Raw genomic sequence first — 24,090 nt, 5'->3', positions numbered from 1 at the left:
GTGTCACGGTCCTGGAACGGGGTGCGGGAACGATATCGGACTCGCGCCCCGTTCGCGCGGCAGAATGCCCGGAACGGATCGGGTACCGAAACAAGCCCGATCAGGTCCGGGCAAATTCAAGGCAGGGGCGCTATGCGCGTAGAGCGGCCCCTTTTCCAAGGAGAGTGCGCCATCGACGCGTCCACCAGCCCTCCGCTCACCGCACAGTCGACGACCGCGGTCGAGCTGGCGGGGATCACCAAGCGATTCCCGGGTGTCGTCGCCAACCACGACATCCACCTCACGGTCCGCAAGGGCACCGTGCACGCCCTCGTCGGCGAGAACGGCGCCGGCAAGTCGACCCTGATGAAGATCCTCTACGGCATGCAGAAGCCGGACGAGGGCACCATCGTCGTCGACGGCGAGCAGGTGAGCTTCTCCAGCCCCGCCGACGCCATCGGGCGCGGCATCGGCATGGTCCACCAGCACTTCATGCTCGCCGACAACCTCACGGTCCTGGAGAACGTGGTCCTCGGCAGCGAGAAGCTGTACGGCATCGGCGGCGGCGCCCGTAAGAAGATCAAGGAGATCTCCGACCGGTACGGGCTGAACGTACGCCCCGACGTCCTGGTCGAGGACCTGGGTGTCGCCGACCGCCAGCGCGTGGAGATCCTGAAGGTTCTCTACCGCGGTGCCCGCACCCTGATCCTGGACGAGCCGACCGCCGTGCTGGTCCCGCAGGAGGTCGACGCGCTCTTCGACAACCTGCGCGAACTGAAGTCCGAGGGCCTGTCCGTCATCTTCATCTCCCACAAACTGGGCGAGGTCCTGTCGGTCGCCGACGACATCACCGTCATAAGGCGGGGTACGACGGTCGGCACCGCCGTACCCTCCGAGACGACCCCGCGCCAGCTCGCCGAGATGATGGTCGGCAGCGAGCTGCCGACCCCGGAGACCGCCGAGTCGACCGTGACGGACAAGCCCGTCATCGAAGTCAAGGGCCTCACCGTGTACGCGGCCGGCGGCGCCTCCCTCGGGGTGGAGGCCGTGCCCGCGGCCGGCGGGCTCACCGAGTTCGCCGCGGGCGGTGACGTGAAGCGCGTCCTCGACGACGTCACCTTCACCATCCACGCGGGCGAGGTCATGGGCATCGCCGGCGTCGAGGGCAACGGCCAGACCGAACTCATCGACGCGCTGATCGGCCTCAAGCACGCCGACTCCGGCACCATCTCCTTCCTCGGCGAGGACATCACCGCCTGGGCCACCCGCAAGCGCCGCGAGCGGGGCGTCGGCTACATCCCCGAGGACCGCCACCGCCACGGCCTGCTCCTCGAGGCCCCGCTGTGGGAGAACCGCATCCTCGGCCACGTCACCGAGCGTCCCAACGCCAAGGGCTTCTGGCTCGACCCCAAGGGCGCCCAGGAGGACACCCGGCGGATCGTCGAGCAGTACGACGTCCGCACGCCCGGCATCGACGTCACCGCGGCCTCCCTGTCCGGCGGCAACCAGCAGAAGCTGATCGTCGGCCGCGAGATGAGCCACAAGCCGAAGTTCCTGATCGCCGCCCACCCCACCCGCGGTGTGGACGTCGGCGCGCAGGCGCAGATCTGGGACCAGATCCGCGAGGCGCGCCGCGAGGGCCTGGCCGTGCTGCTGATCTCCGCCGACCTGGACGAGCTGATCGGCCTCTCGGACACCCTGCGGGTGATCTACAACGGCCGGCTCGTCGCCGACGCCGACCCCGCCACCATCACTCCGGAGGAGCTGGGCTCGGCCATGACGGGTGCCGCGTCCGGACACCTGGAACACGTAGAGACCGACACAGACGAGGCAGCCGCCGGTCCGGAGGACGACGCCCGATGAAGAAGTTCGACAAGGAGCGCGTGCTCCTCGCGGTGGCCGGCCCGGTCATCGCACTCGTCTCGGCGATCCTGCTCACCTCGATCGTGCTGATCGCCTCCGGCAAGAACCCGTTCGAGCCGTACGCCCTGATGCTCCAGCAGGCGGGCTACTCCGACGTCCAGGTGCTGATCGTCAACCAGGCGTCGATGTACTACCTCGCGGCGCTCGCGGTGGCCGTCGGCTTCCGGATGAACCTGTTCAACATCGGCGTCGACGGCCAGTACCGCCTCGCCGCGATGATGACCGCGGTGGTCGGCGCGCACCTCGCGCTGCCGTCCTTCCTGCAGATCCCGGCGCTGATGCTGGTCGCCATGTTCACCGGCGCCTTCTGGGCCGGTATCGCGGGCGTGCTGAAGACCACCAGGGGCGTCAGCGAGGTCGTCGCGACGATCATGCTCAACGCGATCGCCACCAGCCTCATCGGCTACCTCACCCTGTCCAACGTGTGGGGCGTGCAGGTCGGCAACAACATGACGACCGGCATCATGAAGAAGTCCGGCTGGTTCCCCGGCATCAACCTGGGCGCCAACGTCGGTGAGATCTACGGCCTGGTCTTCCTCGCCGTCGTCGCGGGCGTCCTGTACTGGCTCGTCCTCAACCGCACCCGCTTCGGCTTCGACCTGCGCGCCACCGGCGCCTCGGAGACCGCCGCCGCGGCCTCCGGCGTCGACGCCAAGCGGATGGTCCTCACCGCGATGCTGATCTCCGGCGCGGTCGCGGGCCTGTCGGGCCTGCCGCTGCTGCTCGGCGACGCCCACACCTACAGCCTGAGCTTCCCTACCGGCCTCGGCTTCACCGGCATCACCATCGCCCTGCTCGGTCGCAACAACCCGGTCGGCATCGCCTTCTCCGCGCTGCTGATCGCCTTCCTCGACAAGGCGTCCCCGGCCCTCGACTACGCGACCCCGGTCGCGTACGAGAAGGAGATCGCCACGATCATGCAGGGCCTGATCGTCTTCGCGGTCGTCATCTCCTACGAGGCCGTACGCCAGTGGGGCCTGCGCCGCCAGCAGAAGCGGGTCGGCGCGGAGCTGGCCGCGGAGGCCGTCGGCAACAACAACTCGCACCAGAAGGAGGTGGCTGCCCGATGACCACCGCGACCGTCGCCAAGCCCAAGGCGCAGCAGCCCCGCAAGGGCAGCCGCCGTATCTCGCTCCCCACACTCCTGCTGATCATCGCGGGCGTCCTGGTCCTGACCTCGATCGTCCGCCTGATCACCGGCGCGGACGGCATCACGTCGACCGGACAGATGTCCACCGCGCTGCGCCTCGCCGTGCCGATCGGCCTGGCGGGCCTCGGCGGCCTGTGGGCCGAGCGCGCCGGCGTCGTCAACATCGGCCTCGAGGGCATGATGATCCTCGGCACCTGGTTCGGCGCCTGGGCCGGCTACCAGTGGGGTCCGTGGACCGGTGTCGTCTTCGGCATCCTCGGTGGCGCCCTGGGTGCGATCCTGCACGCCATCGCCACCATCACCTTCAACGTGAACCACATCGTCTCCGGTGTGGCGATCAACATCCTGGCCCTCGGCACCACCCGCTACCTGTCGAAGTTCACCTTCGAGAACGCCCCGCAGGGCTCCTCCAAGCAGTCCCCGCCGATCGACTCGCTCGGCACCTTCGACATCCCCGGCCTGTCCAGCTGGCTGGACACCCTGAACAGCAAGCACTGGTTCCTGGTCTCCGACATCGCGGGGCTGATCGGCGGGCTCGTCACCGACCTGTCGCCGCTCACCGTGATCGCGGTGGCGCTCGTGCCGGTCACCTGGTGGGTGCTGTGGCGCACGGCCTTCGGTCTGCGGCTGCGCTCCTGCGGTGAGAACCCGGTCGCGGCGGAGTCCCTCGGCGTCAACGTCTACAAGTACAAGTACATCGCCGTGATCATCTCCGGCGGCTTCGCGGGCCTGGGCGGCGCGTTCCTGTCGATCGTGGCCTCCAACGTCTACCTGGACGGCCAGACCGCCGGCCGCGGCTACATCGGTCTCGCCGCGATGATCTTCGGCAACTGGATGCCGGGCGGCCTCGCCCTGGGTGCGGGCCTGTTCGGCTACACCGACAGCCTGAACCTGCGCGGCGGCACCACCAACGTGCACGCCCTGCTCCTGCTGCTCGGCATCCTGGTGGTGTTCGGCGCGGCGTACCTCGTGTGGAAGAAGAGGTACGTCCCCGCGCTGATCACGGCCGTCGTCGCGGCCCTGGTGTTCGTCTGGTACGCCGGTACGAACGAGGTCCCGGCGCAGCTGGTGACCGCGACCCCGTACCTCGTCACCCTGCTGGTGCTCTCGCTGTCCGCGCAGAGCCTGCGGATGCCGAAGGCGGACGGTCTGCCGTACCGGAAGGGACAGGGCAAGTGACCGCTCCCGCGACGTTCGACTGGGCGGCCCTCAGACAGGAGGCGCGCGCGGCGATGTCCCGCGCCTACGCCCCCTACTCGGGCTACCCGGTCGGCGTGGCGGCCCTGGTCGACGACGGGCGCGTCGTCACCGGCTGCAACGTCGAGAACGCCTCCTACGGCCTCAGCCTGTGCGCCGAGTGCGGGCTCGTCTCGCAGCTGCAGAACACCGGGGGCGGCCGGCTCACGCACTTCACGTGCGTGGACGGCGAGGGGGAGATCCTCGTCCCGTGCGGTCGCTGCCGTCAGTTGCTGTACGAGTTCGGCGGCCCGGACCTGCTCCTGGAGACCCCGGCGGGGATCCTGCCGCTGTCCGAGATGCTGCCCCAGGCCTTCGGCCCGGACCATCTCACCAAGTAACTCCCGTGCGGCCCCTCCGAGTCGACCTGTGAGACTCGGAGGGGCCGTACTCCTTCGGACCTGAAGGTCCTTCGAACCTCCGGAAGGAACCCATGGCCATGGACGCCATCTCCGTCATCCGCACCAAGCGGGACCGCGGTGAGCTGAGCGACGAGCAGATCGACTGGGTCATCGACGCGTACACGCGGGGCGAGGTCGCCGACGAGCAGATGTCCGCGCTCGCGATGGCCATCCTGCTCAACGGCATGAACCGCCGCGAGATCGCCCGCTGGACGGCGGCGATGATCGCCTCGGGTGAGCGCATGGACTTCTCGTCGCTGTCCCGCCCGACGGCCGACAAGCACTCGACGGGCGGCGTCGGCGACAAGATCACGCTGCCGCTCGCCCCGCTGGTCGCCGCCTGCGGCGCGGCGGTCCCGCAGCTGTCGGGCCGCGGCCTCGGCCACACCGGCGGCACCCTGGACAAACTGGAGTCGATTCCCGGCTGGCGCGCGCTGCTGTCGAACGAGGAGATGCTGTCCGTCCTGGACGGTGTCGGCGCGGTGATCTGCGCGGCGGGCGACGGCCTGGCACCCGCGGACAAGAAGCTCTACGCCCTGCGCGACGTGACGGGCACGGTGGAGGCCATCCCGCTGATCGCCTCCTCCATCATGTCGAAGAAGATCGCGGAGGGCACGGGCTCGCTGGTCCTGGACGTGAAGGTCGGCTCGGGCGCCTTCATGAAGACCCTGGACGACGCCCGCGAGCTGGCGCGGACGATGGTGGGCCTCGGCACGGACCACGGCGTGAAGACGATCGCGCTGCTGACCGACATGTCGACCCCGCTGGGCCTGACCGCGGGCAACGCGCTGGAGGTCCGCGAGTCGGTGGAGGTCCTGGCGGGTGGCGGCCCGGCTGACGTGGTGGAGCTGACGATCGCCCTGGCCCGCGAGATGCTGGACGCGGCCGGCGTGAAGGACGCCGACCCGGCGAGGGCGCTGGCCGACGGCTCCGCGATGGACGTCTGGCGCCGCATGATCGCGGCCCAGGGCGGCGACCCGGACGCGCCGCTGCCCACGTCGAAGGAGCAGCACGTGATCAAGGCCCCGTCCTCGGGTGTCCTGACCCGCCTCGACGCCTACGGCATCGGCGTCGCCGCCTGGCGCCTCGGCGCGGGCCGTGCCCGCAAGGAGGACCCGGTGCAGGCGGCGGCGGGCGTGGAGATGCACGCCAAGCCGGGCGACACGGTGACGGAGGGCCAGCCGCTGCTGACCCTGCACACGGACACCCCCGAGCGGTTCGCGTACGCGGTGGAGGCGGTGGAGGGTTCCTACGACATCGCGGCGCACGGGGCGGACTTCACGGCGTCGCCGGTGGTGCTGGAACGTATCGCCTGACCAGGTGTTTTCCCTTTCGGGTGAACGGGATCGGTGGACCCACGCCGGTCCCGTTCGGCATGCTGGACTCGGTGACGCACCGATGGGAGAACCGCCATGAGCGCACTCACCGTCAGCCAGGACCCCGAGCAGAGCTGGGACGACCTCGTCCGGTTCTGGGAGGAGATGGAGTGGCCTGAGGGCAGCAAGGTGGAGATCATCGAGGGGATCATCACCGTGTCACCCGCTCCCGCGTACCGTCACAACCTGATCGCGGAACGAATCCAGCGTCGCCTCTACTCCGTGATCCCCGAGGACTGGGGGATCTTCCAGACCTTGGCGATCGCCGTGCCGTCGCGTCTGGACATGCTCATCCCGGATCTCGTCGTGGCCCCGAGGCGCGAGGACGCGGACACGGACACGGACACCCACATCCCGGCGGCCCTCGCCGAACTCGTCGTCGAGGTCACCTCCAAGTCCAACGCCCGGCACGACCGCATCAGCAAGCCTGCCGCCTACGCCGCCGCAGGCATCCCGCTCTACCTGCTCGTCGACCGCTGGGCTCCCGAAGGCCCCACCGCCACGCTCTACGGAGAACCGAAGGGTGACGTTTACCGCCCGCTGAGCACCGCCAAGTTCGGCGCGACCATCAAGCTTCCGGCTCCCTTCGATCTCGTCATCGACACCAGCGAGTTTCCGGGCGGCTAGAGGTACCGCCGCCAGCCGATGAGTTGCCGGCGTCCGCCCGGTCCACCCTCCGTGGACGCCAAGACACCCCCCGTACTCGTGCTGACCGGCCCCGTCGCCCCCGACGAGGTGGCGCAGCTCGGCGACAACGTGCAGGCGCTGCTGAAGGCCACGGGCACCGGGGTCGTCGTATGCGACGTCGGCGCCCTCAGACCCGTGCGGCTCGCCACCGTCGACGTACTGGCCCGCCTCCAGCTCGCCGCCCGCCGGGCCGGGGGCCGCATCCGGCTGCGCGACCCGGCGCCCGCCCTGCGCGCGCTACTCGACCTCGTCGGCCTCCCGATCGAGTTCGAGGGGCAGCCCGAACAGCGGGAACCACCGCTGAGTGTCGAGGAAGCAGTGGAACCCGGTGATCCGGCCCGCTGACATCTCCAGCACCTGCACCGCCCAGGCCGTGAAGCCGCCCTTGTCCGGGTCCGGCTTGTACTGGGCGAACCCCGGCAGGCCGTTCGCCGCGACCGGCACCAGCCGCGAGCCCGCGCAGGCGGCGCCGAGCGTGGTCATGAAACCGGTGATGTCCGAGGTGCCGCGCAGCCACAGGTCGAACGGCGGCATCGTCATCACCGCGTCCTCGTGCAGCAGAGCCGTCAGCGCCGCCATGTCGTACCCCTCGAAGGCGGCCACATAGCGCTCCAGAAGCTTCTTCTGCTCCTCGTCGAGGGGATCGGAGACGGCCGCTTCGGACCCCTCGCCACTCTTCTCCGAGAGCGTCGCGCGCGCCCGCTGCAACGCGCTGTTGACCGACGCGACCGAGGTGTCCAGCAGCTCGGCGACCTCGCTCGCCTTCCAGGCCAGCACCTCCCGCAGGATGAGCACCGCCCGCTGCTTGGGCGGCAACTGCTGCAGGGCCGCCATCAAGGCCAGGCGGACGGATTCCTTGGCCACGGCCGCCTCCGCCGGGTCCCCGGTCGCCGGCAGGACGCGAGCGTCGGGCATCGGCTCCAGCCAGGTGTGGTCCGGGCGCGGGGACAGGGCGGCCCGCTCCAGCGGCGTGGCCTCGGTCAGGTCCATCGGGCGGGCCCGCTTGTGGCCCGCGTTCAGCATGTCCAGGCAGACGTTCGTCGCGATCCGGTACAGCCACGAACGCAAGGAGGAGCGGCCCTCGAACTTCTCGTAGCTCCGCCAGGCGCGGACCATCGTGTCCTGCACCGCGTCCTCGGCCTCGAAGGACGAGCCGAGCATGCGGTAGCAGTACCCCGTCAGCTCGACCCGGTGCTTCTCCAGCCGGACGTCGAGGTCCTCCACCATCGCCGTACCGTCGCTCATGGTCCACCCACCCCTGCGGCCGTTCCTGTGGCGCACCTTCGCGCCCCAGCACTTCGGAAGCTACAGCAGCCCACTGACAATGGCCCCCGGAGCGGGTGAACAACCAGGTCAGGACGGCTTCCGGGTGGGGCTCAGCGGGCGGGCGCCGGCCTCGGGACCGGGCTCAGTGCGCGGGCACCGGCTCCCGGCGCGCGGCGACCCGAGCCGCCCGCGACCCGAACAGGGTGATCACCACGACGCCCGCGACCGCCAGCACGCCCATCCCCACCGTTCCGGCCCAGCCCCCGGCGTGGAAGGCGACCGCGCCCAGCGTGCTGCCCGTGCTGGACCCGATGTAGTACGCCGACTGGTAGAGGGCGGACGCCTGCGCGCGGCCCTCCTTCGCCGTGTGACTGACCGCCGACGACGCCACCGCGTGGCCCGCGAAGAACCCCGCCGTGATCAGGACCAGGCCCAGCAGGACCAGCGGCAGCGTGGGGGCCAGGGAGAGCAGCAGGCCCGCCGTGGTCGTGCCGCCCGCCAGGTACAGCGCCCCGCGACGGCCCAGTCGGCCCACCAGCCGGCCCGCCGTCGACGCCGACACCGTGCCCACCAGGTACACCAGGAAGATCGAGCCGATGATGCCCTGCGGCAGCCCGAACGGCGCCTCCGTCAGGCGGTAGCCGATCACCGTGTACACGCCGCCGAACACCATCATGAACAGCGCGCCGATCGCGTACAGCCGGCGCAGCAGCGGGTTGGCGAGGTGGTCGCGGACCGTGCGGGCCAGCACGCGCGGGCGCAACGAGCCCGCCGTGAAGTGCTTCGGCGCCGGCAACAGCAGACGGAACGCCACCGCGCAGGCGACCGCGATCACCCCGACCGTGCCCACGGCCACCCGCCAGCCCCACTCCTGCGCGACCCAGCCGGTGATGATCCGGCCGCTCATCCCGCCGACGCTGTTCCCGGCCACGAACAGACCGATCGCCGTGACCAGGGCCTTGGGCCGGACCTCCTCCGCCAGATACGCCTGCGCCGACGCGGGCAGCCCGGCCAGCGCCGCGCCCTGCACCGCCCGCAGCACGATCAGCCAGCCGAGCGACGGAGCGAAGGGGACGAGCAGTCCGACGGTCACCGCCACGGCCAGCGACGCCGTCATCAGCGTGCGCCGTCCGAAGCGTTCCGACAGGGCGCTCATGGGGAGCACGAACAGCGCCAGCGCGCCGGTCGCGCCGGACACCGTCCAGCTCGCCGCGCTCGCGCTCACTGCGAAGTCACGGGAGACGAGCGGCAGGAGGGCCTGCGTGGAGTAGAGGAGTGCGAAGGTGGCCACGCCGGCCAGGAAGAGCGCGAGGCTCATCCGGCGGTAGCCGGGGCCACCCGGGGTCATCCGGGAGTCTTGGGCGGGGACGGTGACGGCATCGGCGCCCACGGTGGTGGACGCCCCGGTATCGGCAGCAGGCATGCCTCGAACGTACGGACACCACCGTTGATCCGTCCAATGCACAGAAACGCCATAATCGTTCCCATGGTGCATCAGCAGAGGTCAGCCGCTCGCCTGTCATCGTTCAGTGACACAAGTGACACAGAAGACATCGTCACGCTGCTCGCGCCGCGCCTTGCGTACTTCGCCGGCGTCGCCCGCACCGAGCACGTGACGCGCGCCGCGCAGGAGATGCAGGTCCCGCAGTCCACCCTGTCCCGCGCCCTGGTCCGGCTCGAAGAGGACCTGGGAGTGCAGCTGTTCGCCCGGCGCGGCCGCACGGTCGCCCTCACCCCGGCGGGGCGCACGTTCCTCGCCTCCGTCGAGCGGGCCCTCGCGGAGATCGAACGGGCGGCGGAGGAGGTGCGCGCGGACGCCGACCCGGCCGCCGGCAAGGTCGCCTTCGGCTTTCTGCACACGATGGGCGCCGAGACCGTGCCCGGGCTGATCCACGCGTTCCGCGCCGACCATCCGCGCGTCCGCTTCAGCCTCGTCCAGAACTACGGCGAGGCGATGCTGGAGCGGCTGCGGGCGGGGGAGCTGGACCTGTGCCTGACCTCTCCGGTGCCGGACGCGCCCGATCTGGTCGCCCGGCGGCTCGACGAGCAGAAGTTGCGGCTGGTGGTGCCCGCCGACCACCGGCTCGCCGGCCGACGGCGCGTGCGGCTCGCGGAAGCGGCCGACGAGACGTTCGTGACCCTGGAGCCCGGATACGGGATGCGGCGCATCACCGACGACCTGTGCCGCGAGGCGGGGTTCAAGCCGCGGATCGCCTTCGAGGGCGAGGAGGCGGAGACACTGCGCGGCCTGGTCACGGCGGGACTGGGGGTGGCTCTGCTGCCACCGCCGGCCGTGCCGCGGCCCGGGGTCGTGGAGCTCACGGTCACCGCGCCGCGGGCGGTGCGGGAGATCGGCGTGGCGTGGCTCGCGGGGCACGTGGACACGCCACCGGTGGCGGCCTTCAAGAAGTTCCTGCTGTCGAGGAGGGGGCGGCTTCTGCCCGACTGACCGCGCCCCGCCCCCACCGGCGCTACCGTCGCAACGACCGCCCGAAGCCGGCGGCCAACGGCATCCGCAACCCCAGCGGCGGCGGAGCCGCCAGCGCGTCCTGGACCGGGCGGGAGAACGCCCGTCCGAACAGGGTCCCCATCACGAAGTCCTCGGCCAGTGCGTGGACTTCCGAGCGGTACTGGTGCAACCCATGGCCGTCGGAGTGGACTTCGAAACGGCAGATGTCCCGGTTGGTCTTCTTGGCCCGCGCCGCCAGGCGGAACGACAGCTCCGGGTCCGTGCGTTCGTCGTTCGTGCCGTGCACGATCAGCACCCGGCGTCCGGCGAGCTGCTTCACCGGTTCGGGTGGCGCCGCGACGTCCTCCTCGGGCAGCCAAGGGGCCAGCGCCACGACCGAGTTGACGGCCGTGTGCCCGGCCGCGTGCAGCGCCGCCCGGCCGCCCATGCCCACGCCGACCAGACAGACCGGCACGTCACCGTAGCGGCGGACGACCTCCTCGGCCGCCCAGTCGGCGTCCTGGGCCAGATGTGCCTCGCTGCCGTTCCAGCCGCGGTAGCGGTAGTGCACCACATGCGTGACCAGGCCCTCGCCGTGCCCGGCCCGGGTCAGCCGGCGGCCGAGCCCGCGGACCGAGGCGGTGGCCATCACAGGGAGCGGTCTTCGGGAGGACACCTCGTCACCACCGGGGAGCAGCAGAACCGCGCCGCTCACCGCCGTCGGTTCCGGGCCGAGCGCCCTCCCCAGCCGGGCCCTGCGAACCGGCGTCGCTTGATGTGCCATGACAGAACAGTGTCAGAAGCGACGGTGTACGAAACCTGGCCGGTGGATCACCTTTGGGTATCGACGCTTCGCCGCACCCCGCGCTCTACGCGCGTAGGACGTATGGTGCGGCAATGACGAGCCAGCACCAGAACACCCCGAGCTGGGACCAGATCCGCCGGGCTCCCAAGGTCCTGCTCCACGACCACCTCGACGGCGGTCTGCGCCCCGGCACCATCGTCGACCTCGCCCGCGAGACCGGGTACTCCCACCTCCCCGAGACCGACCCCGACAAGCTCGGCGTCTGGTTCCGCGAGGCCGCCGACTCCGGTTCCCTGGAGCGGTACCTGGAGACCTTCTCCCACACCGTCGGCGTGATGCAGACCCGCGAGGCGCTGGTGCGCGTGGCCGCCGAGTGTGCCGAGGACCTCGCCGAGGACGGGGTCGTCTACGCCGAGGTGCGGTACGCGCCCGAGCAGCACCTGGAGGGCGGGCTCAGCCTGGAGGAGGTCGTCGAGGCGGTCAACGAGGGCTTCCGGCTGGGCGAGCGGCGGGCGAAGGCGGCCGGCCACCGCATCCGTGTCGGCGCCCTGCTCACCGCCATGCGGCACGCCGCCCGCGCCCTGGAGATCGCCGAACTCGCCAACCGGTACCGGGACCTGGGCGTCGTCGGCTTCGACATCGCCGGAGCCGAGGCGGGTTACCCGCCCACCCGGCACCTCGACGCCTTCGAGTACCTCAAGCGGGAGAACAACCACTTCACCATCCACGCCGGGGAGGCCTTCGGGCTGCCGTCCATCTGGCAGGCCCTGCAGTGGTGCGGCGCCGACCGGCTCGGGCACGGCGTGCGCATCATCGACGACATCCAGGTCCTTCAGGACGGCACGGTCAAGCTCGGGCGCCTCGCCTCCTACGTCCGCGACAAGCGCATCCCGCTGGAACTGTGCCCGAGCTCCAACCTCCAGACCGGCGCCGCCGACTCGTACACCGACCACCCCATCGGCCTGCTGCGGCGGCTGCACTTCCGTGCCACGGTGAACACGGACAACCGTCTGATGTCGGGGACGAGCATGAGCCGGGAATTCGACCACCTGGTCGAGGCATTCGGTTACACGCTCGACGACCTTCAGTGGTTCTCCGTCAATGCTATGAAGTCAGCATTCATTCCTTTCGATGAACGACTGGCGATGATCAATGACGTCATCAAGCCGGGATACGCCGAGTTGAAGTCCGAATGGCTGTTCCAGCAGACCGCCTCCACCAGGGGTTCCGGCACGCCGGAAGGGTGACGGAGGGCTTTTTCGAGACGGCCGGGCGATCATCGTCCGGCCGTATTCGTATGTTTGCGGAGTCCGTCGGCGCGTGTTTACGGTTTTGGACCGCTCAGATCTCCGCCATCGGACCCAAGGACGCGTTCAACATGAAGCAGTCTGCTGCCAGGACCCTCGGTGTCGCCGCCCTCGGCGCCGCCTTCGCCGCCGCGGGCGCGGGTGTCGCGAGCGCGGCCCCCGCCGTGCCGGACGCCGCCGCACTGGACTCCGTCACCCAGGCGCTGCCGACGGGCAACGTCGCCAAGACGCTGCCCGGCGCGGACCAGGCGCTCGGCCAGGGGCAGAACGCGCTCGGCACCGTGGTGGCCGCCGCCCAGCCCGCCGCCGAGAAGGCCCTGCGCAACGGCCCCGTCGCGCCCGTCACCGGGCTGCTCGGCGGGCTGCCGGTGCAGGGGCTGCCCACGCACGGCCTGCCGGTGAACGGCGTCCCGCTGGGCTGAGCGAAGCCGCCCCCACGACCACGATGGGCGCCCCCCTCGGGGCGCCCATCGGCGTGCCTGCGACCCCCAGGGTCACCAGGCCGTGCCGGCCGCCGCCTTCTCCTCCGAGGGGAACAGGATCCACAGGGCTATGTACAGCAGGAACTGCGGGCCCGGGAGCAGGCAGGACAGCAGGAAGATCACGCGCATCGTGGTCGCGGAGGTGCCGAAGCGCCGTGCCAGCGCTGCGCACACTCCGCCGATCATCCGTCCGTGGGTGGGGCGGGCCAGGGCGGTCATGGTGGCTCCTTCGCGAACCGTGGTGGAACCCCGCTCCGGCGGCTGCCGGAAGCCCGGGGGCCGACGCCGAACTCCTCGGCGCTTTCGACGTGTTCCACGCTACGGGGGCGAAGCGGACGAAGCGTCACTCTACGGAGCTATTCCCACCCTGGGAATCGTCGGGGTCCGACCCTGAGCGGGCTCCTCCCAGGGATGGGCGTCCCGCCCCTGGGACTCCACCCGCCGACGCAGCCGGAACCGTGCCACGGGCACGACCAGGACGTGCGCCAGCGCCACCCCGACCGTGTTGAGCAGGAGCGCGTCGATGTCCACGACCTGTCCGGGCACCCCCGTCTGCAGCAGCTCGATGCCCAGAGAGATCAGGGTGCCCGCGGCGACCGTACGCGCCAGCGAGGCGAGCGGGGAGACGGCGAGCCGTCCGCCCACCACGGGCAGCAGCACCCCCAGAGGTGCGAGCAGCGCGAGCCCCTTGCCGATGCGGCGGGCGGCCTCCGGCCAGCCCAGCGCCAGATCGGCTCTGATGCCGGCGAGCGGATGCAGGTTGGCGGGCCTCACCCAGGGAACGTCCAGCGGGCGCAGCGTGATCCAGGCGACGAGCGCGAGGTGTGCGACGAGGAGGACACCCCCTGCCACACGGACGCGGATCGCGGCGCTGCCGCCGATTGAGCCTTGACGCTGCACGCCCCCCTAGACGCCGGACCCGGCACGATCGGTTCCCCCTTGTGACAGGCTCGCTCACCTCAGGGGCGTCCCCCACCGATCACTCGCCGGTGACCTCGGTCGACGGCGGCGCCACCGCCCCCGGGTGCGAGCGCACCGAAGGCGTGCACCGGTAGCGGCGCAGCGGCCGGTCGTCCGGTCCGCCGAGGACGACCGTCCCGTCGTCGGCGGCGGTCGCCTCCGAGTCGGCGAACGTGCAGACGATCTGCGCGAGCGCGGAGGAGGTGAGGTCCTGCAGCCGGCTGCTGAGCCGGAACGTGTCCTCCGGGTCCCTGCCACGCGGGCCGCTCACCGTGATGCCGCCGGCCACGTCCGTCGTGTAGCCGGTCTGCTTCTCCGCGGGCGACGGCGTCGTGGCGAGCTGGTCGAGCAGCCCCTGCGCCACCAGCACCCGGCGCTGCCGCTCGGCCGTTCCGTCCGGGATGCGCACGGAACGGTCCACAGTCACCAGCTGCGAGGCGCACAGCAGGAAGACCTGGACGGGAACACCCCGGGCCGCCTGCGTGGCCAGGTCCGCACCGGACAGCGCGCACGGCATCCGGGACGGCGCCGGTCCGAAGTCCGTCGGCACCTGGGTGGCCCGGATCCCGCACCCCGCCAGCAGCGCGGCGAGCAACGGCACGGCGAGCCAGGGGCGTGCACGGCGCCCGGCAACCGGGCGTGTGCCGCCCACCGCCGGCCGTTCGCCCCGGAGCACCGCCGCGTGGGGGCCCCGTGAACCCCCGGCGCGCTCGCCGTCCGACGCCGCCGGGCGTCCCCGCCGTACGGCCACGCGGCGCCCGCGCCGCGGCAGCACCGGGCGCCCGCCCCATATCGCCGTCAGGCGTCCGCCCCGTGCCCTCATCGCGCCTTCTCCTCGGTGCCGTTCCCGTTCCGCGTCTCCTGCTCGACCAACGGCGACGCGTCGCGCGGCAGGCGCAGCGTGAACACCGCCCCGCCCTCCGGGGAGTTGGCGGCGCTGATGCTGCCGCCGTGGATGTGCGCGTTCTCCTGCGCGATGGACAGACCGAGACCGCTGCCCTCGGAACGCGGGCGCGAGGCGCTCGCCTTGTAGAAGCGGTCGAAGACGTGCGGCAGGACGTCCTCGGGGATGCCGGGACCGTGGTCCCGCACCCGGATGACCAACTCCTCGCCCTCCTCACGCACCGACACCCGTACCGGCGAACCGCCGTGCTTGAGCGCGTTGCCGATCAGGTTCGCCAGGATCACATCGAGGCGGCGCGGGTCCAGGCGGGCCATGATGCCGCGCTCGGCATCGAGCTCGACGGCGTCCAGCCAGGCGCGGGCGTCGATGCACGCGGTGATCTGGTCGGCGATGTCCACGTCGTCCAGGACCAGCCGGGCCGTGCCCGCGTCGAAGCGAGTGACCTCCATCAGGTTCTCGACGAGGTCGCCCAGCCGCCGCGTCTCGCTGACCACCAGCCGGACGGCCGGCTCGATCATCGGGTCCACGCTGCCGGTCTCCGCGTCCAGCTCCTCCTCCAGCACCTCCGTGACCGCCGTGATCGCCGTGAGCGGCGTCCGCAGCTCGTGGGACATGTCGGCGACGAAGCGGCGAGAGGCCTCCTCCCGGGCGCTCATGTCCGCGACCGTCTTCTCCAGGGACTCGGCGGCGCGGTTGAACGTCCGTGACAGCTCGGCCAGCTCGTCCGTGCCGGACACCCGCAGCCGGGTGTCCAGCTTGCCCTCGCCCAGGCGCCGGGCCGCGACGCCGAGGCGGTGCACCGGCTTCAGCACGGTGGTGGCGGCGGCCTGCGCGAGCAGCGCCGAGCCGATCAGCGCGAGACCGGTGGCGATACCGAGCGACCAGGCGAGCGAGTCCAGGTCCTTGGCCTCCGGCTCCAGGGACTTGAGCATGTAGCCGGTCGTCCCCCCGCCGATCACCTGGGCACCGCCCACCAGGTACGGCTTGCCGCCCTCCACGATCCGCTGCCAGTACAGGTGGTGGGCGTACCTGTTGGTGGACGACACCTTCTGCTGCTTGTCGACGGCCTTCCGCAGCGACCTCGGCACGTCGTCGAGCGTGAAGGAGTCCAGGTCGGAGTTGCCGACGATCGTCTTCCCGCGCTCGTCCCGCGCGACCAGCAGCACGCTGAAACGCTGACTGCTGTTCGCCATCTGCCCGGCGGTGTGCTGCAGCTCGTCCTGCGTCGGATGCAGCGGAAGCGAACTCGCGTGGTTCTGCATCTCCTGCTGGAAGTCGCGCAGCACCGCGTCCTGGGTGCGGGTGAGCACGGCCTCACGGTTCAGCCAGTACGCGATGCCGGACGCCGACACGGCGGCGGTCAGCGCGACCAGCCCGAACACCACGACCAGGCGCAGACGCAGACTCGTGAAGCGCAGACGGGACAGTACGGTCCGGCGAGCCGCGGCCCAGCCGCGGATTCCCCCTGGCGAATCGGTCACTGAGGGGCGTCCAGCCGGTAACCGACACCACGGACCGTACGAATGAGCGTGGGTGAGGACGGCACGTCCTCCACCTTGGCCCGCAGCCGCTGCACACACGCGTCGACCAGCCGGGAGTCGCCCAGGTAGTCGTGCTCCCACACCAGCCGCAGCAACTGCTGCCGGGACAGCGCCTGCCCGGGCCGCCGGCTCAGCTCCAGGAGCAGCCGCAGCTCGGTCGGGGTCAGCTGCAGGTCCTGGCCGTTCTTGGTGACGGTCATCGCGGCCCGGTCGATGACGAGGTTGCCGAAGGCAGCCGAGTCGCTGGCCTCGCGCTCCCCGCGGCGCAGCACGGCCCGGATCCGGGCGTCCAGCACCCGCCCCTGCACGGGCTTGACGACGTAGTCGTCGGCGCCGGACTCCAGCCCGACCACGACGTCGATGTCGTCACTGCGCGCGGTCAGCAGGATGATCGGCAGCTGGTCGGTGCGCCGGATGCGACGGCACACCTCGAACCCGTCGATGCCGGGCAGCATCACGTCCAGCACGATCAGGTCCGGCCGCTGCTCGCGCAGCAGCTTCAGACCGTCCTCGCCGGTGGCAGCGGTGGCCACACGGTGTCCCTGGCGCGTCAGAGAGAGCTCCAGGGCCGTTCGGATGGCGTCGTCGTCCTCGATCAGCAACAGGGAAGGCACGGGGGTCATTCTGGCCCATGCCGTGGCCGTCTTTCGACTGTCGGGCTGCTCCGGCCCCTCCCGCACGGCAGGACGCCACTGCCCGCAACGCCTGCGCAGCCGTACCGCTCCTCTGTGTGAGCGGGCTGTGACACGGCTGCGGACGACCCCTGTGACAGCTCTGTGACAGTCGACGGACACGGCCATGAACTGCCCCGGGCAAGCTTTTCGGCACAGGCAAGGAAACGAGCCGACGACCGGGACTCCACGACGGGGGGCGCGAGATGAACACGCTGCAGGGCACAAGCACCAGTGCAGTGGTCACGCGTCTGCACGACGTGACCCGCGGTTCCGAGAAGTCCGGTGCAGATGGCGGTCCCTCCCGCGCGAGCGTGTTCGAGCGTGGGGGAGGACGGGGCTGCGCTCGCGGCACCGGGCGTCAGCACACCGCGTTCATGACGGTGGTCGACGCTCACACGGGGGAAACGCACGGGGGAGCCGCGTACGGGGAGGACTCGGGGGAGCGTCGTTCGGCGACGGAGGCGGAGTTCACCGCCTACGTCGAGGAGCGCCGCGCCTCCCTGTACGCCACCGCCTACCACCTGACCGGTGACCGTTTCGAGGCCGAGGACCTGCTGCAGAGCGCGCTGTTCTCGACCTACCGGGCGTGGGACCGGATCAGCGACAAGGCCGCCGTCGGGGGCTACCTGCGGCGCACGATGACCAACCTGCACATCAGCGCGTGGCGCCGCCGAAAACTGAACGAATACCCGACCGAGGAGCTGCCGGAGACGCCCGGTGACACGGACGCGATGCGCGGTACGGAGCTGCGCGCCGTCCTGTGGCAGGCGCTCGCCCGGCTGCCGGAACTCCAGCGCACCATGCTGGTCCTGCGCTACTACGAGGGCCGCACGGACCCGGAGATCGCGGAGATCCTCGACATCAGTGTGGGCACGGTGAAGTCCAGCATCTGGCGGTCGCTCCGCCGGCTGCGCGAGGACGAGGTCCTCAGCTTCGGCCGTGACCAGGAGGAGTCCTTCGGCGAGCTCGTCGCCTGAAGGACGGGGGGACACGGGGGAGTACCGGGGGAAACGGGGGAGCGGTACCGGGGAGGGAAGCACGGGGGACAAGGGGAAAACGGGGGATCACGGGGGAGCACAAGAGAGCGGGACTGGAGGGCCGGGGGGTCCATCCAGTCCCGCTCTTGTTGTACGCGCCTGTTGTACGCGCCCTACTGGCTACGCCGCCGTACCCACCGACGCCCGCGGTCCCGCCGCCGCGGCCAACCGGTCCAGTGCCTCCTCCCGGTCGCAGGCGTACGCGCCGAGCGCCGTCTGCCGGGCAACGATCGACCGCTCGGCGCGCATCAGCCGCCAGCCGCGGCGCAGCAGGAACGGCACCGACTTGCGACCTTCCCTCAGGTCGCGCAGGAAGCGGCGGCGGAACGTGGTGAGGGGCCCACGGGTCAGGCACAGCGCGTCCGCCATCACCCCGAGCTCCCGGCAGCGCTCTATGATCTCGGCGGCGAAGACGCCCTCCGCGACGAACGCCGGCGCACGGTCGATGTCCAGCGTCTCCTCGCCCGTACGCGCACTCAGGGCGATGTCGTACACCGGCACCGTCGTACGGCCTGTGACACACAGTTCGGCGATGGCCGCGACCGCGACATCCGCGTCCCACGACTGCGGATGGTCCCAGTCGATGTCCGAGCTGCCCTCCACCAGTGGCAGGGTGGGGTCGTCACCCTCCTTGTAGAAGTCGTCGAGCCGCAGCACGGGCAGGCCGGAGCGGGTGGCGACGAGGGACTTGCCGGAGCCGGAGGGGCCGCACAGCAGCACGACGCGGGCGCGGGCCGGGGGATGAGGACTCACGAGACACCAGTGTGACGCATTCCGTTCACCCTGCGGGCCCCGCGGGTCGACGTTTGGAGCGCACATCACACCTCAACTACGCTGCGTGGCGACATCCTCACGTTTCGCAGCAAGAAGGTGGCAGCAGCCATGGCACGACACGCGTCCCCCAAGTCCCCCACCGCCCAGCGCGCGTTCGTCGCTCTCGCGACCGCGGGCGTCGCCCTGGGGGCGGGCGCCGCCTCGGCGTCGGCGGCGGACAGCGCCCCGCCGGCCGACGTGATGCGGACCCGGCCCACGTCGCTGGGCAAGGTCGACCCGCAGGCGGGGGTTTCGGCGCTGACGGGGACCGTGGGGTACGTCACCGGGCCCGTGCGGTACGCGGCCCGGCCGCTCGCGGGCCTGAAGCCCAACCCGCTCGCGGGCACGGGAGTCGACCCGCTCGACAACGGTGTCGCCACCCAACTCGCCGACTTCAAGCCGCTGTCGTCCCGGTCCCTGACCCGGCCGGTGGCCGAGGCGGAGTCGCTCGGCAGTGTGCCGGTGGTCGGCCAGGTGGTCGGGGCGCTGCGCTGACCGCTTCCCGACCGGCGGCAGCATACGGAGAGCCACGCCTTCCCCGGACGAGGGGAAGGCGCGGCTCTCCGGCCTGTGACGGGCTTGTCTTCGGCCCGCGAGGGGCAGTCGGCGGCGGCCCGCCGGGACGGCGTCAGTACGACGAACCGGACGCGCCCAGCGACCCCGTCGGGTGCCAGACCGTCTTCGTTTCCAGGAAAGCGGTCATGCGCTCGATGCCGGGCGTCTCGAAGTAATCCACAGGCTGTGGACGCAGAACGCGCTTCAGGTTGTCCGCCGCCGCGATCTCCAGCTCCTTCGCCAGGACGTCGTCCGCGCCGGCCAGGTCGATCGCGTTGACGTCCTGGTGCGCGGCCAGCGGCGCGGCGATCTCCGCCGTACGGCCGGACAGGACGTTGACCACCCCGCCCGGCAGGTCGGAGGTGGCCAGGACCTCGCCGAGGGACAGGGCCGGGAGCGGGGCCTTCTCGGACGCCACGACCACCGCTGTGTTGCCGGTCGCGATCACCGGAGCCACCACGGAGACCAGCCCGAGGAAGGACGACTCCTGGGGCGCGAGGACGGCCACCACGCCCGTCGGCTCGGGGCTGGAGAGGTTGAAGAACGGGCCCGCGACCGGGTTGCCGCCGCCCACCACCTGGGCGATCTTGTCGGTCCAGCCCGCGTACCAGACCCAGCGGTCGATCGCCGCGTCCACGACCGCCGCAGCCTTCGACTTGGACAGCCCCTCGGCGTCCGCGACCTCCCGGACGAACTGCTCCTTGCGGCCCTCCAGCATCTCGGCGATGCGGTAGAGGATCTGGCCGCGGTTGTACGCCGTCGCACCCGACCAGGCCCCGAACGCCTTGCGGGCGGCGACCACCGCGTCACGAGCGTCCTTGCGGGAGGAGAGCGGCGCGTTCGCCAGCCACTTGCTCTTCGAGTCCGTCACCTCGTACACCCGGCCGCTCTCGGAACGCGGGAACTTCCCGCCGACGTACAGCTTGTAGGTCTTGAAGACGGAAAGCCGTTCAATCGTTTCGGACTTGTCAGACATCGAGGTACGCCTCCAGGCCGTGGCGGCCGCCCTCGCGGCCGAAGCCCGACTCCTTGTAGCCGCCGAACGGCGAGGTGGGGTCGAACTTGTTGAACGTGTTGGACCAGACGACACCGGCGCGCAGCTTGTTCGCGACGGCCAGGATCCTGGACCCCTTCTCCGTCCAGATGCCGGCGGACAGGCCGTAGGGGGTGTTGTTGGCCTTGGCGACGGCCTCGTCCGGGGTGCGGAAGGTGAGGACGGAGAGCACCGGGCCGAAGATCTCGTCGCGGGCGATGGTGTGCGCCTGGGTGACGTTCGTGAAGAGCGTCGGGGCGAACCAGTAGCCGCTCTCCGGGATGTCGCAGGCCGGAGACCAGCGCTCGGCGCCCTCCGCCTCGCCCTGCTCGGCGAGCGCGGTGATCCGGGCCAGCTGCTCGGCGGAGTTGATCGCGCCGATGTCGGTGTTCTTGTCCAGGGGATCGCCCAGGCGGAGCGTGGACAGGCGGCGCTTGAGGGAGTCGAGGAGCTCGTCGTGGATCGACTCCTGGACCAGCAGGCGGGAGCCCGCGCAGCAGACCTGGCCCTGGTTGAAGAAGATGCCGCCCACGATGCCCTCGACGGCCTGGTCGATCGGCGCGTCGTCGAAGACGATGTTCGCGCCCTTGCCGCCCAGTTCGAGGGTCAGCTTCTTGCGGGTGCCCGCCACGGTCCGGGCGATCTCCTTGCCGACCGCCGTGGAGCCGGTGAAGGCGACCTTGTTCACGTCCGGGTGCGCGACGAGGGCGGCCCCTGTGTCGCCGTAGCCCGGAAGGATGTTGACGACACCCTTGGGGAGACCCGCCTGGCGGCAGATGTCCGCGAAGAACAGCGCCGAGAGGGGGGTCGTCTCCGCCGGCTTCAGGACGACCGTGTTGCCGGTGGCGAGCGCCGGGGCGATCTTCCACGCCAGCATCAGCAGGGGGAAGTTCCAGGGGATGACCTGGCCGGCGACGCCCAGAGGCTTGGGGTTCGGGCCGAAACCGGCGTGGTCGAGCTTGTCGGCCCAGCCCGCGTAGTAGAAGAAGTGCGCGGCGACCAAGGGGAGGTCGGCGTCCCGGGTCTCCTTGATGGGCTTGCCGTTGTCCAGCGTCTCCAGGACGGCCAGCTCGCGGCTGCGCTCCTGGATGATGCGGGCGATGCGGAACAGGTACTTGGCGCGCTCGGAGCCGGGCAGCGCCGACCACTTCTCGAACGCCTTGCGGGCGGCCTTCACCGCTCGGTCGACGTCGGCCTCGCCGGCCTGGGCGACCTCGGACAGCACCTCTTCCGTGCTCGGCGAGATCGTCTTGAAGACCTTGCCGTCGGCCGCCTCGGTGAACTCTCCGTCGACGAACAGGCCGTAGGTGGGGGCGATGTCGACGATCGAGCGGGACTCGGGCGCCGGTGCGTACTCGAATGCGGATGCCATGGTGATCAGTCCACCGTCACGTAGTCGGGGCCGGAGTAGCGGCCGGTGGCCAGCTTCTGACGCTGCATCAGCAGATCGTTCAGCAGCGAGGAGGCGCCGAAGCGGAACCAGTGGTTGTCCAGCCAGTCCTCGCCGACGGTCTCGTTGACCAGGACGAGGAACTTGATCGCGTCCTTGCTGGTACGGATGCCGCCGGCCGGCTTCACGCCGACCTGGACGCCGGTCTGGGCGCGGAAGTCGCGCACCGCCTCCAGCATGAGGAGGGTGTTGGCGGGCGTGGCGTTGACGGCGACCTTGCCCGTCGAGGTCTTGATGAAGTCGGCGCCGGCCAGCATGCCGAGCCAGCTCGCGCGGCGGATGTTGTCGTACGTCGACAGCTCGCCGGTCTCGAAGATGACCTTCAGACGGGCGGACGTCCCGCAGGCCTCCTTCACGGCGACGATCTCCTCGTACACCTTCAGGTACCGGCCCGCGAGGAACGCCCCCCGGTCGATGACCATGTCGATCTCGTCGGCGCCGGCGGCGACGGCCTCACGGACGTCGGCGAGCTTCACCTCGAGCGCGGCGCGGCCCGCCGGGAAGGCGGTGGCGACCGAGGCGACCTTCACGCCGGAGCCCGCGACGGCCTCCTTGGCGACGGCCACCATGTCGGGGTAGACGCAGACCGCGGCCGTGGAGGGTGTCGTACGGTCCGTCGGGTCGGGGTGCACCGCCTTGGCGCCGAGCGCCCGGACCTTGCCCGGGGTGTCCGCGCCTTCCAGCGTCGTCAGGTCGACCATCGAGATGGCGAGGTCGATGGCGTACGCCTTCGCGGTGGTCTTGATGGAACGGGTGCCGAGCGAGGCGGCGCGCGCCTCGAGGCCGACCGCGTCGACGCCGGGCAGCCCGTGGAGGAAGCGGCGCAGCGCGCTGTCGGACGCGGTGACGTCGGCGAGAGCTTTTGCGCGGGGTGCAGTGGTGGGCATGGTCACCAGCCGAGCATATCTACGCGCGTAGCAGCTGTACACCCCCGCGTGGGCATCGCCACGGAGCGAGCTTTGCCGTGACGGTCCGGCGGGACGGTCGGCGGGAGGATCGTGCGGGACGGTCGGCGGGAAGGATCCTGCGGGACGGTCGGCGGGGACACTCCCGCGAGACGGTCGGCGGGGACGGACCGGCGAGACCGCCCACGACCAAGCCGGGCCCGTCGTGCAGAATCGGGACCATGACGACGCCCGAGCACGAGTCACCAGCGCCGCAGCCGCCGGCCCCCGAGTTCAGGGACCGGGTCCACCGGTCGTCCGGAGGCATCGCGGGCGGTGTCCTGCTGCTCGCCATCGTCGCGTGGCTCGGCTTCGACGCGCTGTTCACCGGCCACGGCCGCACCCCATGGCTGGCGCTCGCCGCGATGATCCTCATCGTGCCGCCGGTGGTCGCCTTCACCCTGCGGCCGGCCGTGTACGCCAACGACGAGCGGCTGCGCATCCGCAACCCCTTCCGCGTGATCGTCCTGCCCTGGGGCCAGGTCGCGGCGCTGCGGTCCGGCTACTCCAACGAGGTCATCGCCAAGTCCGGCACCAAGTACCAGTTGTGGGCGGTACCCGTGTCGATGCGGGCACGCAAGAGGGCGGCACGGCAGCAGGCGCGGGCCACCGGGACGGGACCCGGTGAGCGCACCACGGACCGGCCGCCGCGGCCTCTTTCCTCCGGCCTCGGTGGGCAGGGCGCCGGTCCGGCGGGGGCCGCCGGGCCGACCGTACCCGTCCGCGCCGCTACCGACCAGATCATGGCTGACCTGCGCGAGCTGCACGAGACTCGGGAGCACAAGGAGACGGCCCAGGGCGAGGTGACGGTCCGCTGGGCCTACGAGATCGCGGGACCGACGGTCGCCGGAGCGGTGCTGCTCGCGATTCTCCTGGCGGTGGGTTGAGGCTGACCGGACGGCGGCGGTGGCGTCCGGCGTTGTCTGGGGGGCTGTGAGGGCTGGGGGAGTGTGCCGGGCCGGCCGGGGGTGGTTTGGGTGGCTCGGGGGGGCTTGGGTGGCTCGGGGGTGGTTTGGGTGGCTCGGGGGGTGGTTTGGGTGGACGCGTGGTGCTGATGTGGCCGTGGGGCCGCCCGCTTCTTTGCCAGGGTCGTGCTTCCGCGGGCCGAGTCAAGGGCG

At 71.1% G+C, this 24,090-nt stretch carries 25 protein-coding genes; 13 read left to right on the top strand and 12 right to left on the bottom strand.

Annotated elements, in window-relative coordinates; all coding sequences use genetic code 11:
- Positions 1-132: 132 nt before the first annotated feature.
- From ACFYZJ_RS24440 to ACFYZJ_RS24410, 7 genes are all read left to right on the top strand, one after another.
- Positions 133-1,842, top strand: coding sequence for an ABC transporter ATP-binding protein (locus ACFYZJ_RS24440; protein WP_388571288.1), 1,710 nt, complete (start codon positions 133-135; stop codon positions 1,840-1,842).
- Positions 1,839-2,972 carry an ABC transporter permease gene (locus ACFYZJ_RS24435; RefSeq protein ID WP_388571286.1) on the top strand — a complete coding sequence of 378 codons (1,134 nt, stop codon included), beginning with the start codon at positions 1,839-1,841 and terminating at the stop codon, positions 2,970-2,972. The genes ACFYZJ_RS24440 and ACFYZJ_RS24435 overlap by 4 nt, the downstream gene beginning before the upstream one ends.
- The gene (locus ACFYZJ_RS24430; protein ID WP_388571284.1) at positions 2,969-4,231 is read left to right on the top strand and encodes an ABC transporter permease; all 1,263 of its coding nucleotides are present in this window, start codon (positions 2,969-2,971) and stop codon (positions 4,229-4,231) included. Before ACFYZJ_RS24435 ends, ACFYZJ_RS24430 begins: the two co-directional genes overlap by 4 nt.
- A complete protein-coding gene (locus ACFYZJ_RS24425) occupies positions 4,228-4,629 on the top strand; it encodes a cytidine deaminase (RefSeq protein ID WP_388571282.1) in 402 nt (133 codons plus the stop codon). The genes ACFYZJ_RS24430 and ACFYZJ_RS24425 overlap by 4 nt, the downstream gene beginning before the upstream one ends.
- A gap of 92 nt (positions 4,630-4,721) precedes the next feature.
- The gene (locus tag ACFYZJ_RS24420) at positions 4,722-6,005 is read left to right on the top strand and encodes a thymidine phosphorylase (protein WP_388571280.1); all 1,284 of its coding nucleotides are present in this window, start codon (positions 4,722-4,724) and stop codon (positions 6,003-6,005) included.
- A gap of 96 nt (positions 6,006-6,101) precedes the next feature.
- Positions 6,102-6,692 (top strand): Uma2 family endonuclease, encoded by a 591-nt coding sequence (locus ACFYZJ_RS24415; protein ID WP_388571278.1) that lies wholly within the window; start codon positions 6,102-6,104, stop codon positions 6,690-6,692.
- A gap of 18 nt (positions 6,693-6,710) precedes the next feature.
- Positions 6,711-7,097, top strand: a complete 387-nt coding sequence (locus ACFYZJ_RS24410; protein ID WP_388571277.1) for an STAS domain-containing protein — start codon at positions 6,711-6,713, stop codon at positions 7,095-7,097.
- On the opposite strand, the gene ACFYZJ_RS24405 is transcribed toward ACFYZJ_RS24410, so the two are convergent.
- The gene (locus tag ACFYZJ_RS24405) at positions 6,990-7,997 is read right to left on the bottom strand and encodes a sigma-70 family RNA polymerase sigma factor (protein ID WP_388571275.1); all 1,008 of its coding nucleotides are present in this window, start codon (positions 7,995-7,997) and stop codon (positions 6,990-6,992) included. The two genes, ACFYZJ_RS24410 and ACFYZJ_RS24405, sit on opposite strands and share 108 nt — an antisense overlap.
- A gap of 163 nt (positions 7,998-8,160) precedes the next feature.
- The gene (locus tag ACFYZJ_RS24400) at positions 8,161-9,441 is read right to left on the bottom strand and encodes an MFS transporter (RefSeq protein ID WP_388571274.1); all 1,281 of its coding nucleotides are present in this window, start codon (positions 9,439-9,441) and stop codon (positions 8,161-8,163) included.
- A gap of 63 nt (positions 9,442-9,504) precedes the next feature.
- Here ACFYZJ_RS24400 and ACFYZJ_RS24395 point away from each other — a divergent pair, with 63 nt between their 5' ends.
- Positions 9,505-10,467, top strand: coding sequence for a LysR family transcriptional regulator (locus ACFYZJ_RS24395; protein WP_388571272.1), 963 nt, complete (start codon positions 9,505-9,507; stop codon positions 10,465-10,467).
- Between the two features lie 22 nt (positions 10,468-10,489).
- Here the strand turns inward: ACFYZJ_RS24395 and ACFYZJ_RS24390 are convergent, their stop codons facing one another.
- On the bottom strand, positions 10,490-11,251 hold the full coding sequence (locus tag ACFYZJ_RS24390) for an alpha/beta hydrolase (protein ID WP_388571270.1): 762 nt from the start codon (positions 11,249-11,251) through the stop codon (positions 10,490-10,492).
- A gap of 113 nt (positions 11,252-11,364) precedes the next feature.
- On the opposite strand from ACFYZJ_RS24390, the gene ACFYZJ_RS24385 reads away from it, so the two are divergent.
- Both ACFYZJ_RS24385 and ACFYZJ_RS24380 read left to right on the top strand, forming a co-directional pair.
- Positions 11,365-12,519, top strand: a complete 1,155-nt coding sequence (locus ACFYZJ_RS24385) for an adenosine deaminase (protein WP_388571268.1) — start codon at positions 11,365-11,367, stop codon at positions 12,517-12,519.
- Between the two features lie 131 nt (positions 12,520-12,650).
- Complete coding sequence (locus tag ACFYZJ_RS24380; protein WP_388571266.1) at positions 12,651-13,001, top strand: ATP-binding protein; 351 nt, start codon at positions 12,651-12,653, stop codon at positions 12,999-13,001.
- A 72-nt stretch (positions 13,002-13,073) separates the two neighbouring features.
- Here the strand turns inward: ACFYZJ_RS24380 and ACFYZJ_RS24375 are convergent, their stop codons facing one another.
- The 5 genes from ACFYZJ_RS24375 to afsQ1 all read right to left on the bottom strand — a co-directional run bounded on the left by ACFYZJ_RS24375 (position 13,074) and on the right by afsQ1 (position 17,080).
- On the bottom strand, positions 13,074-13,280 hold the full coding sequence (locus ACFYZJ_RS24375; protein ID WP_388571264.1) for a PspC domain-containing protein: 207 nt from the start codon (positions 13,278-13,280) through the stop codon (positions 13,074-13,076).
- A gap of 129 nt (positions 13,281-13,409) precedes the next feature.
- Complete coding sequence (locus tag ACFYZJ_RS24370) at positions 13,410-13,961, bottom strand: VanZ family protein (RefSeq protein WP_388571262.1); 552 nt, start codon at positions 13,959-13,961, stop codon at positions 13,410-13,412.
- A 79-nt stretch (positions 13,962-14,040) separates the two neighbouring features.
- Entirely contained in the window at positions 14,041-14,673 is a 633-nt protein-coding gene (locus ACFYZJ_RS24365) for a hypothetical protein (RefSeq protein WP_388571663.1), read from the bottom strand.
- A 167-nt stretch (positions 14,674-14,840) separates the two neighbouring features.
- Positions 14,841-16,406, bottom strand: coding sequence for an ATP-binding protein (locus tag ACFYZJ_RS24360; RefSeq protein ID WP_388571260.1), 1,566 nt, complete (start codon positions 16,404-16,406; stop codon positions 14,841-14,843).
- Positions 16,403-17,080, bottom strand: a complete 678-nt coding sequence (gene afsQ1 / locus ACFYZJ_RS24355) for a two-component system response regulator AfsQ1 (RefSeq protein WP_103837555.1) — start codon at positions 17,078-17,080, stop codon at positions 16,403-16,405. The genes ACFYZJ_RS24360 and afsQ1 overlap by 4 nt, the downstream gene beginning before the upstream one ends.
- Before the next feature lie 263 nt (positions 17,081-17,343).
- On the opposite strand from afsQ1, the gene ACFYZJ_RS24350 reads away from it, so the two are divergent.
- Positions 17,344-18,117, top strand: coding sequence for a SigE family RNA polymerase sigma factor (locus ACFYZJ_RS24350; protein WP_388571258.1), 774 nt, complete (start codon positions 17,344-17,346; stop codon positions 18,115-18,117).
- Positions 18,118-18,297: 180 nt separating this feature from the next.
- Here ACFYZJ_RS24350 and ACFYZJ_RS24345 read toward each other — a convergent pair whose 3' ends face one another.
- Complete coding sequence (locus ACFYZJ_RS24345; RefSeq protein WP_388571256.1) at positions 18,298-18,996, bottom strand: uridine kinase; 699 nt, start codon at positions 18,994-18,996, stop codon at positions 18,298-18,300.
- 63 nt (positions 18,997-19,059) lie between these two features.
- Here ACFYZJ_RS24345 and ACFYZJ_RS24340 point away from each other — a divergent pair, with 63 nt between their 5' ends.
- Positions 19,060-19,485: a hypothetical protein gene (locus ACFYZJ_RS24340; protein ID WP_388571254.1), complete on the top strand. Its 426-nt coding sequence runs from the start codon at positions 19,060-19,062 to the stop codon at positions 19,483-19,485.
- 133 nt (positions 19,486-19,618) lie between these two features.
- Here the strand turns inward: ACFYZJ_RS24340 and ACFYZJ_RS24335 are convergent, their stop codons facing one another.
- Genes ACFYZJ_RS24335 through deoC form a run of 3 tightly spaced genes read right to left on the bottom strand, consistent with a single transcriptional unit; the run spans position 19,619 to position 22,915 of the window.
- The gene (locus tag ACFYZJ_RS24335) at positions 19,619-20,521 is read right to left on the bottom strand and encodes an aldehyde dehydrogenase family protein (RefSeq protein ID WP_388571252.1); all 903 of its coding nucleotides are present in this window, start codon (positions 20,519-20,521) and stop codon (positions 19,619-19,621) included.
- On the bottom strand, positions 20,514-21,950 hold the full coding sequence (locus ACFYZJ_RS24330) for an aldehyde dehydrogenase family protein (protein ID WP_388571251.1): 1,437 nt from the start codon (positions 21,948-21,950) through the stop codon (positions 20,514-20,516). The genes ACFYZJ_RS24335 and ACFYZJ_RS24330 overlap by 8 nt, the downstream gene beginning before the upstream one ends.
- A 5-nt stretch (positions 21,951-21,955) precedes the next feature.
- A complete protein-coding gene (gene deoC, locus ACFYZJ_RS24325; protein WP_388571661.1) occupies positions 21,956-22,915 on the bottom strand; it encodes a deoxyribose-phosphate aldolase in 960 nt (319 codons plus the stop codon).
- Positions 22,916-23,154: 239 nt separating this feature from the next.
- Here deoC and ACFYZJ_RS24320 point away from each other — a divergent pair, with 239 nt between their 5' ends.
- Positions 23,155-23,859: a PH domain-containing protein gene (locus tag ACFYZJ_RS24320; RefSeq protein WP_388571249.1), complete on the top strand. Its 705-nt coding sequence runs from the start codon at positions 23,155-23,157 to the stop codon at positions 23,857-23,859.
- Positions 23,860-24,090: the final 231 nt, after the last annotated feature.

Origin of the sequence: Streptomyces sp. NPDC001848 (assembly GCF_042891915.1) — a bacterium.
In the GTDB taxonomy this organism is placed as follows: Bacteria; Actinomycetota; Actinomycetes; order Streptomycetales; family Streptomycetaceae; genus Streptomyces.
The sequence above is the reverse complement of the archived record's forward strand: the minus strand, read 5'-3'. Positions and strand labels throughout refer to the sequence as shown.